General features: G+C 61.0%; 8 protein-coding genes. 2 read left to right on the top strand and 6 right to left on the bottom strand.

The window, feature by feature from the left end; genetic code table 11:
• Window positions 1-188: 188 nt before the first annotated feature.
• The 4 genes from ACRER8_RS04580 to ACRER8_RS04565 form a co-directional block, all read right to left on the bottom strand.
• Entirely contained in the window at window positions 189-1,628 is a 1,440-nt protein-coding gene (locus ACRER8_RS04580) for an MFS transporter (RefSeq protein ID WP_431745167.1), read from the bottom strand.
• Window positions 1,629-1,721: 93 nt separating this feature from the next.
• On the bottom strand, window positions 1,722-3,119 hold the full coding sequence (locus tag ACRER8_RS04575; RefSeq protein ID WP_431745166.1) for a class II fumarate hydratase: 1,398 nt from the start codon (window positions 3,117-3,119) through the stop codon (window positions 1,722-1,724).
• Window positions 3,116-4,417, bottom strand: a complete 1,302-nt coding sequence (locus ACRER8_RS04570) for a cation:dicarboxylate symporter family transporter (RefSeq protein ID WP_431745165.1) — start codon at window positions 4,415-4,417, stop codon at window positions 3,116-3,118. Before ACRER8_RS04570 ends, ACRER8_RS04575 begins: the two co-directional genes overlap by 4 nt.
• Before the next feature lie 88 nt (window positions 4,418-4,505).
• Window positions 4,506-5,861, bottom strand: coding sequence for a class-II fumarase/aspartase family protein (locus ACRER8_RS04565; RefSeq protein ID WP_431745164.1), 1,356 nt, complete (start codon window positions 5,859-5,861; stop codon window positions 4,506-4,508).
• Window positions 5,862-5,976: 115 nt separating this feature from the next.
• On the opposite strand from ACRER8_RS04565, the gene ACRER8_RS04560 reads away from it, so the two are divergent.
• Window positions 5,977-6,726: a GntR family transcriptional regulator gene (locus ACRER8_RS04560; protein WP_431745169.1), complete on the top strand. Its 750-nt coding sequence runs from the start codon at window positions 5,977-5,979 to the stop codon at window positions 6,724-6,726.
• Window positions 6,727-6,928: 202 nt separating this feature from the next.
• Here the strand turns inward: ACRER8_RS04560 and ACRER8_RS04555 are convergent, their stop codons facing one another.
• Complete coding sequence (locus tag ACRER8_RS04555; RefSeq protein ID WP_431745163.1) at window positions 6,929-8,362, bottom strand: NAD-dependent succinate-semialdehyde dehydrogenase; 1,434 nt, start codon at window positions 8,360-8,362, stop codon at window positions 6,929-6,931.
• A 117-nt stretch (window positions 8,363-8,479) separates the two neighbouring features.
• Complete coding sequence (locus ACRER8_RS04550; protein ID WP_431745162.1) at window positions 8,480-8,776, bottom strand: ArsR/SmtB family transcription factor; 297 nt, start codon at window positions 8,774-8,776, stop codon at window positions 8,480-8,482.
• Window positions 8,777-9,167: 391 nt separating this feature from the next.
• On the opposite strand from ACRER8_RS04550, the gene ACRER8_RS04545 reads away from it, so the two are divergent.
• Window positions 9,168-9,311 (top strand): hypothetical protein (locus ACRER8_RS04545; RefSeq protein ID WP_431745168.1); only part of this gene is annotated, 144 nt, incomplete at its 3' end.

Here is a 9,311-nt window from a genome sequence, read left to right as displayed (position 1 = left end):
CGGTCTATCGGTCAAATCAACAGCACCTGACACATCCGGTTCGCCAGCAAGCCGGCTCCTACAGGTACATGGGGTTTTTATGGGCGTGGTTTTATCTTGGAACCGACACAAAATACCCGCAGCACGGCTTGGCGATGGTGGCGTCAGGATCGCTGCCGCCCGCAAGCCGGACTGCTACAGGGCATCGCTCAATCACTGGCCTGGGACAACGGTCGGGCCACTTGCTCCAGCGACTTGCGCTCTGAAGCAACGCCCCAGATCGCCTGTACCACCGCCGCCAGCAACATCAACGCCGCGCCAATCAGATAGCCGATGAACACCGGACCACGTTGATGGCTGTCGATCAACTGACCAAATAATGTCGGTCCGATAATCCCGCCCAGCGCCGTGCCAAAGGCATAGAACACCGCAATCGCCAACGCCCGGATCTCCAGCGGGAAGGTTTCGGCCACTGTCAGGTACGCCGAACTCGCCGCCGCCGAGGCGAAGAAGAAGATGATCATCCAGGCGATGGCCTGCTGGGTCACGTTGAGCACGCCTTGCTCGAACAGATAGCCGCTGATGCACAGCAGCACGGCGGAGACCGCATAGGTCAGGCTGATCATCACTCGTCGGCCAATCACGTCGAACAGCCTGCCCAGCAGCAACGGCCCGCAGAAATTCCCCAGCGCCAGTGGCAGGACATACCAGCCGATCGAAGCCGAAGGCACCTGATAGAACTCGGTGAGCACCAGTGCATAAGTGAAGAAAATCGCGTTGTAGAAAAACGCCTGGGCGGTGAGCAGTGTCAGGCCGACCAGCGCGCGCCGCCGATACGTGTTGAACAGCGTGTCGAAAATTTCCTTGAGCGGCGTGTGATCCCGCGCGTGCAAGCGCAGCTTCTGACCGTCAGGTTCGGCCAGTTCGTGACCCTGCTGGCGTAGCCGTTCTTCTATTCCTTCGACAATCTCTCTCGCCTCCTCGGCCTGCCCGTGGATCAGCAGCCAGCGAGGGCTTTCCGGGAGCCACAGGCGCATCAGCAGAATCGCCAGCCCCAGCACCGCGCCGATCCCGAAACACAGACGCCAGCCCAGCTCAGCGCCGATCCAGCCAGGATCCAGCAGAATGATCGAGCCACCGGCGCCCAACGCCGCGCCGATCCAGAATGTGCCGTTGATCGTCAGGTCGACCCAGCCCCGAAAGCGTGCCGGGGTGAATTCCTGAATCGTCGAATTGATGGCGGTGTATTCGCCGCCGATGCCCATGCCGGTCAAAAACCGGAACAGCATGAAGCTCCACAAACTGAAGGAAAACGCTGTGGCCGCGGTTGCGCTGATATACAGCGCCAGCGTGATGAAGAACAGCTTGCGGCGTCCCAGCCGGTCGGTCAGCCAGCCGAAGAACAACGCTCCCAATACTGCCCCGCAGATGTAAGCGCCACCCGCCAGGCCGATATCGGTATTGTTCATATGCAACACCGGACTTTCTTTCAGCGCACCGGAAACGGAGCCGGCGAGTGTGACTTCCAGGCCGTCGAGCAGCCAGGTGATGCCCAGTGCGAATACCAGCAACGTATGAAACCGCCCCCAAGGCAGGCGGTCCAGACGCGCGGGGAGATCGGTTTCGAAGACTGTGCCAGCGTCTGCCATGGGGAATCCTCACACCGGAGATCGGAGGTGACCTCTGGTGTGAGAGCCCTCAGCGGCTTCGGGAGTTCAGCCAATCGATCAGCGGTGAATACCTCACGACGCCTGAGGCCCGACCATCAGTTCCGGCCTGACCAGCCGCTCATAGTCCTGGGCGGTGATGAAACCCAGTGCTACTGCTGCGGCCTTGGGTGACAGGCCTTCCTGCGCCGCCTTGCGGGTGATCTGCGCCACCCGGTCATAACCCAGAACCGGGTTCAGCACAGTGGCCATCAGCAACGCGTTTTCCAGGTTATCGGCCAGTTGTGAGTGATTGACCTGCAGTCCCTTGATCAGTTTTTCGCTGAAAATGCCGACGCAATGGGCGAGCACGCCAATAGACTGCAACAGGTTGTGGATCAGCACGGGCTTGGCCACGTTCAGCTCAAACGCGCTGGACGCCCCGGCCACGGTGATGGTGGTGTGGTTACCCATGACTTGCATCGCCGCCTGCAGCAACACTTCGGCGAGAGTCGGATTACGTTTGCCAGGCATGATCGACGAGGTCAGGCCATCGTCCGGCAGCAGCAATTCGCCCAGCCCGCAACGCGGCCCGGAACCCAACAGGCGAATGTCGTTGCCGATTTTGCTCAACGACACGGCCAGCACGTTCAACGCGCCGGACACCTCCACCAGCGCATCGTGGGTGCCCATGCCTTCGAATTTGCTCGGGTTCGGCGTGAACTGGTCGCCCGTCACTTCGCTCAACTTCTCACAGAACGCCTGATCGAATCCCAAGGGTGCATTGAGCCCGGTGCCCACCGCCGTGCCGCCCTGAGGCAGCGTGCGCAAACGCGGGAGGCAGCTTTCGATGCGCGCGATGCCGTGGCCGATCTGCCGGGAAAAGGCGTCGAATGCCTGGCCCTGGGTCATCGGCACAGCGTCCATCAGGTGCGTGCGACCGATCTTCAATACGTTCGCCCATGCCTGCGCCTTGTCGGCCAAGGCGTCGCGCAACCCCGCCAGCGCAGGCAGCAGCTCATCACGCAACTGCAACGCGGCTGCCACATGCATCACCGTGGGGAAGCTGTCGTTGGATGATTGCGAACGGTTGACGTGATCATTGGGATGCACCGGCTGCTTGCTTCCAAGCGCCCCGCCCAGTTCCAGGTTCGCCAGATTGGCGATCACCTCGTTGGCATTCATGTTGGTCTGGGTGCCAGAGCCGGTTTGCCAGATCGTCAGCGGGAAATGCTCGTCGAACTCGCCAGATGCGACGCGGGCCGCAGCCTGTTCGATGGCCTGCGCCAAGTGCTCAGGCAGCGCGCCGAGACTTCGATTGGCGCGCGCCGCCGCGAGCTTCTGCAGGCCGAAGGCATGGATCAGACCTGGTGAAAAACGCTCGCCATAACCGCCGAAGACCTTGAGCGCACGCTGGGTCTGAGCGCCCCAGTAACGGTCGGCGGGAATCGCCACCGGACCGAACGCATCATTTTCCAACCGTACCTCGCTCATAGCGCAGCCCCCGGCGCACGGCCCAGTTCGCGACGGTATTCCTCGCGGGCGGTCTGCTCGGAGAACTCTCCGGCCCACTTGGCGACGACCACCGTGGCGACGCTGTTGCCAATGGTGTTGCACGTGGCGATGGCCATCGACATGAAACGGTACACGCCAAACAGCAACGCCAGCCCCTCGGCGGGCAGCACGCCAACCGCCGTCACCGTTGCGGCGAACACCACGAAGCTGCCGCCGGACACCGCCGCAGCGCCCTTGGAAGTCACCAGCATGATGGCGACGATGCCCAGTTGATGTTCCCAGCTCAGCGGCACGCCATAGGCGTTGGCGATGAACAGCACGCACAGCGACATGTAGATCGCCGTGCCGTCGAGATTGAACGCGTAACCGGTAGGCAGCACCAGGCCAACACTCTGTTTGGAACAGCCGAACTTCTCCAGTTTCTGCAACAGGCGTGGCAGTGCGCTCTCCGAGGAGGCCGTGCCGAGCACGATGAATATCTCGTCCTTGATGTAGTTCAGAAATCGCCACAGGCTGAAACCCGACAACCTGCAAACGGCGCCCAGTACCACGAAGATGAAAAAGAAAATCGCCACGTAGAACATCAGCACCAGGTTGGCCAATGACATCAGCACCGCCGTGCCGTTGCTGCCGACCGCATAGGCCACCGAACCGAACGCGCCCAGCGGAGCGAATTTCATGATCAGGTTGATGAACTCGAAGAAGCATTCGGAGATACGACTCAGGCCCTCCTCGATCACTTCTCGACGCTCCGGTTTCAGCGCCAGCAATGCGAAACCGAACAGCACGGAAATCACCAACACCTGCAACAACTGACCGCCAGCAAAGGCACCGACGAAGTTGTCGGGGAAGATGCCGTAGATGAAGTCCATGGTCGACGCCGGGCCATGCCCCTTGGCGACCGCCGCGCTGGCCGCCGCTGCCGTTGCGCTGCTGGGATGGGCGTCGTGCATGCCCGAGCCGATCTGCAGCAGATTGCCCCAGATCAGACCGATGGCCAGGGCGACCGTGGACAGCACCTCGAAATAGATCAGCGCACGCAGACCAAGCTTGCCGACGCGCTTGATGTCACCCGCCGAGGCGATGCCGTGCACGACGGTGAAGAACACCAGCGGCGCGACGGCGGTCTTGATCAGCTTGAGAAAGATATCGCCCAGGATCCTGAAGCTGGCCGCCAGCTCAGGCGCGATGAAGCCAAAGGCGATACCCAGGACCATGGCCGCGATCACCTGGAAGGTTAGGTCGCGGTAAAACGGTTTTTTACCGGTAGAAGACATGCTTGCGCTCTCATTGTTGTTATGGGGCAGAGACGGGGTCTGAACAGCCCGTGGCCCGGCCTGCTCGCGGGTAGGCCAGGCCATGGACTCAGCGCTTGACCGAACCTTCCCGGGCCAGCGCGCGATCCACCATCTGCGGCGCCAGGCCCAGGTAGTTGCGCGGATCGGTCAGGCGCTGTAGCTCGGCCCGATCGAGACGCTCGGTGACCGCGCCCTGCGCGACCAGCGCGTCGAACAAACTGATGTTTTCGTCGTTGGCAACGCGGCACGCGGCGTACACGACGTCGTGGGCGACCTGCCTGCCCAACGCCGGGGCCAGGCCCATCATCACGGCTTCGGCGACGATCAGGCCTTGGGTCATATTGAGGTTTTTCAGCATTCGCTCAGGCCGCACTTCAAGCCCTGCGAGCATGAATTTCGCCTGCCCCAGCGAAGCCGCGGTCAAGGCGAACGCTTCGGGAATGGCGATCCATTCCGCCTGCCACGGGCCAGTGGAACGCTCGAAGTCCTGGATCATCGCGTCGAGCATCAGCCCCGCCTGTTGGCGCACGCCCTTGGCCGCCGCGTACATCAGTTCGCAGGAAATCGGGTTGCGCTTCTGCGGCATGGTGCTGCTGGCGCCACGGCCCTTGACGAACGGCTCGTAGGCCTCGCCCAGCTCGCTGGTCATCATCATCATGACGTCCAGCGCGACCTTGCCCAGCGACGCCGTGACCAACCCGAGGAAGTTGAGGGTTTCGGCCAGGCCATCGCGCGCGACGTGCCAGGTCGCCTGGGGCACACCCAGACCCAGCTCGGCCATCAACGCTTCCTGCACCTCGAGGCCTTTGTCACCCAACGACGCAAGGGTCCCGGCGGCACCGGCGAACTGCCCGACTTCGACCCGCGGGCGCAGCTCCACCAAACGCTCGGCATGACGGTCGAACATGCTGAGCCACACTGCGCACTTGTAGCCGAAGGTGATCGGCAAGGCGTGTTGCAAGTGAGTACGACCGGCCATGGGCGTATCGCGATAACGCTGCGCCAACCCGGCGAGCAGCCCGCGTACTGCCTGGATGTCACGCTCGACCAGCGCCAGGGCGGCGCGGACTTGCAGGACCACCGCGGTGTCCATGATGTCCTGGGTGGTGGCGCCCCAATGCACGTAGCGCCCGGCCTCGCCGCAGGTTTTGGACAGTTGCTCCACCAGCGGCAGGATCGGGTAACCGACGATCTCGGTTTCGTGCTGCATCAGCGCCAGATCCAGCGATTCGAAAGTGGCCTTGGCGGCAATCTGTTCGGCAGCATCGGCAGGGATCACACCACAGCGGGCCTCGGCGTGCGCCAGCGCGACCTCAACTTCGATGTAACGCCCGATCAGCGCCTTGTCGGAGAACACTTCACGCATCTCGGCGGTGCCGAACATGTCGCGGAACAGTGCAGAGTCAAAAACGGTAGTGGACATGCGATGGGTCCCAAATGTTGTTATTGGCCGTACATATTTATTATGTCCGTACATAATTATTAACCGCTGCCCTGATACACTGTCAACTCGCTGTGGAGAGAGCTCGATGGAAGGCATCAATCAAACGCGTTACGCCGCGGTGGCCAGTGACCTCATGGAAGGCATCGGCAACGGGCGCTATCCGGTGGGGTCTCTGCTGCCGACGGAATTCGAACTGTGCGAGCTGTACGACGTGAGCCGACACACCGTGCGCGCGGCGATCACGCAGTTGCAGAATCAGGGAATGGTGTCGCGCCGCAAACGCGTCGGCACGCGGGTCGAAGCGGCCACGCCCAGTGGCGGTTACTCGCAATCGCTGGCTTCAGTGGCCGATCTGGTGCATGTGGCGGAAACCCACATTCGCGACGTTCAGCAGGTCCGGCATTTTGTCGTCGACATCGCCCAGGCCCGACGCCTGGGACTCGAACCCGGCGGGCACTGCTTCTGCATGTCGAGCATCAAAGTCGACGTAAACCAGCGCAATTCGCCGCTGTGCTGGACCGACGTCTATGCCGATCAGATGTACGCGCAGATCATCCCCCTGGCCGAACAGCGCCCGGGGGAATTGATTGCAGCGCTGATAGAAAAGGAATTCGGACGCAGGATCGATGCAGTGGACCAGCAAGTCAGGCCCGTCCAGTTAAACGCCGACCTTGCCGCCGGGCTGAATGCAGCGGCGGGCTCGCTGGGACTGAACATCATCCGCCAGTATCGCGACGAACAAGGGGGATTGATTGCGGTGTCGGAAACGGTTTACCCCGATGACCGATTCACGCTGGTGATGCAAATGAAGCGCGAAAAACGCGCATCTTCGCAGGAGGGTTGAGCCCTTTGCTTGTGGCGGGGATTCTTCATACAAGCCTGATCCCTGTCACGACCGGCCCTGTGGCGTACCGGAATTCAGCGTAATGCATCATCCCTGTAGCAGTCCGGCTTGCCAGCGGTAGCGATCTTGCGGACGCTACCGCAGGCAAGCCGTGTTGCTGCCGGTCATTCACGCGCCAATAGCGCTGAACGCCGCAACTTCCTTACAGATTGAACACCGTCACCAGCTTGGTATTCAGATAAGCCTCGATCGCCTCGGTGCCACCCTCTGACCCATAACCGGAATCCTTGACGCCGCCAAACGGAACCTCCACCAGACCAATACCCTGATGGTTGATCGACAGCATCCCCGCTTCAATCCGCGTACTCAGAATGTGAGCCGTTTTCATCGAAGTGGTGAACGCGTAAGACGCCAGCCCGAACGGCACGCGGTTAGACTCCTTCACCGCGTCCTCCACCGTATCGAACGGCACGATCAGCGCTACAGGACCGAATGGTTCTTCGTTCATGATGCGCATTTCAGGGGTCAGACCGCTGAGCACGGTCGGCTGGAAGAAATAACCCGGCCCATCGACGCTCTTGCCGCCGATGTGCAGTTTCGCTCCGCGATCAGCCGCGTCGTTGACCAGTGCCGTCAGTGCAGGCGCGCGACGTTCGTTGGCCAGCGGCCCCATGGTCACACCCTGCTCCAGGCCATTGCCAACCTTGACTTCATGGGTCAGGCCGACGAATTTCTCGATGAACTTCTCGTACACGCCGCGCTGCACCAGAATACGGGTCGGCGACACGCACACCTGCCCGGCATTGCGGAACTTGGCACCTGACAAGGTACGCGCCGCCAGATCGAGATCGGCGTCATCGAACACCAGCGCCGGCGCATGACCACCCAGCTCCATGGTCGCGCGCTTCATGTGCTGACCCGCCAGCGCCGCCAATTGCTTGCCGACCGGGGTCGAGCCGGTGAAGGTGACTTTCTTGATGACTGGATGGGCGATCAGGTAGCTGGAGATCTGCGCCGGGTCGCCAAACACAAGACCGATGACACCGGCCGGAACACCTGCGTCGATGAAAGCACGGATCAGTTCGGCGGGTGATGCCGGGGTTTCTTCCGGTGCCTTGACGATGATCGAGCAGCCCGCGGCCAGCGCCGACGAGAGTTTGCGCACAACCTGGTTGATCGGGAAATTCCAGGGAGTGAACGCGGCGACCGGACCGACCGGCTCCTTAATGACTTTCTGCTCAACGGAGACGTTGCGAGACGGCACCAGACGGCCATACGCGCGACGACCTTCTTCAGCCAGCCAATCGATGATGTCGGCGGCGGACAGGGTTTCCATGCGCGCTTCGGCCAGTGGCTTGCCCTGTTCCTGCGTCATCACGCTGGCGATGTGATCAACGCGATCGCGCAACAGGTCGGCGGCCTTTTGCATGATTTTGTAGCGGTCGTAGGCCGGAGTACTGCGCCAGGTTTCGAAACCGCGTTCGGCGGCGGCCAAGGCCTGATCCAGGTCGGCGATACTGGCATGGGCAACGGTGCCTAGGGTGTCACCGGTCGCCGGGTTGATAACGGCAATGGTGCGGCCGTCTTCACTGGCGCGCCATTGGCCATCGATATACAGCTGAACGTCTGGGTACATGAGGAACTCCGAATGCGCCTGCATGAGGCGAGAGGATGGGAAAGGCAGGCCGACCAATTTACAGGCGTATACCAGTAACTATCAAGGTGACTGCAGGGAATGTCCGGCGAGCTCTGCTCAGCAGAACTGCGTCAACTGCTGCGCATAGGCGCGCAACACGTCGCGCTGCATCATGAAACTGGCGTATTTGCCTTCACGCAGCGTGGTGATGAGTCCAGCGCGTTCCAGCTCCTTGGTGTGGTGCGACACGGTCGCCGCGCTGACAGGATGGGCCTTGAGAAGTTCGGCGCATGGCACCGCCTCGGTGGATGCGCTGATCTGAAGCAGAATCTGATATCGCCTGTGGTCGGCGAGTGCTCGGGAAATCAGCGCGACCTGCTGATCGGTCAAGGACAAAAGATGTGCAGTGCTCATGAAGATCGATACACCCTGGTTGAAACCTCCTTGTCGAGAACCTGTTCCTCAAGACTTCTTCGCGAAGAGGTCAAACCCGCCATACCCGGCTGACCGAATATCGCGCGTGAGCTTGGATGTCAGCATGCGCAGCAAGGTTCAGCGGCAACAGAATAAGCCGCTAATCGCAGACCCGCGAAGTATTTTCTGGCATCCTGCGCGCCCTTTTCATACGGCTCTGCTTCTCGTCCATGCCAATTTTTTGTACACAATTTATAAATGAATTGTTTTTCAATGTGTCGACATGTTGTAGAGTCGAAAAACCTGACCTGATAGACAGCTTTTGTATACAGGTCGGTTCAGCGTCAACTGCAAAGCCCATGACCGAATAAAAACAAATGGCAGGCTAACCATGACCACAGCTCAAAGCTCTTCCTCATCGCGCCCGGCCGCGAGAAAAACCGACCTGATCTACGGACTCGACGACCGACCGCATTTCAGCGCCGCAATTTTCGCGGCGTTGCAGCATGTGCTCGCCAGCTTCGTCGGCATCATT

Origin of the sequence: Pseudomonas sp. (assembly GCF_050739935.1) — a bacterium.
In the GTDB taxonomy this organism is placed as follows: domain Bacteria; phylum Pseudomonadota; class Gammaproteobacteria; order Pseudomonadales; family Pseudomonadaceae; genus Aquipseudomonas.
The sequence above is the reverse complement of the archived record's forward strand: the minus strand, read 5'-3'. Positions and strand labels throughout refer to the sequence as shown.

Excerpts from the sequence above, each read along its gene's own strand:
- ACRER8_RS04575 (WP_431745166.1), bottom strand. The coding sequence starts at position 3,119 with ATGAGCGAGGTACGGTTGGAAAATGATGCGTTCGGTCCGGTGGCGATT.
- ACRER8_RS04580 (WP_431745167.1), bottom strand. The coding sequence starts at position 1,628 with ATGGCAGACGCTGGCACAGTCTTCGAAACCGATCTCCCCGCGCGTCTG.
- ACRER8_RS04570 (WP_431745165.1), bottom strand. The coding sequence starts at position 4,417 with ATGTCTTCTACCGGTAAAAAACCGTTTTACCGCGACCTAACCTTCCAG.
- ACRER8_RS04550 (WP_431745162.1), bottom strand. The coding sequence starts at position 8,776 with ATGAGCACTGCACATCTTTTGTCCTTGACCGATCAGCAGGTCGCGCTG.
- ACRER8_RS04555 (WP_431745163.1), bottom strand. The coding sequence starts at position 8,362 with ATGTACCCAGACGTTCAGCTGTATATCGATGGCCAATGGCGCGCCAGT.
- ACRER8_RS04565 (WP_431745164.1), bottom strand. The coding sequence starts at position 5,861 with ATGTCCACTACCGTTTTTGACTCTGCACTGTTCCGCGACATGTTCGGC.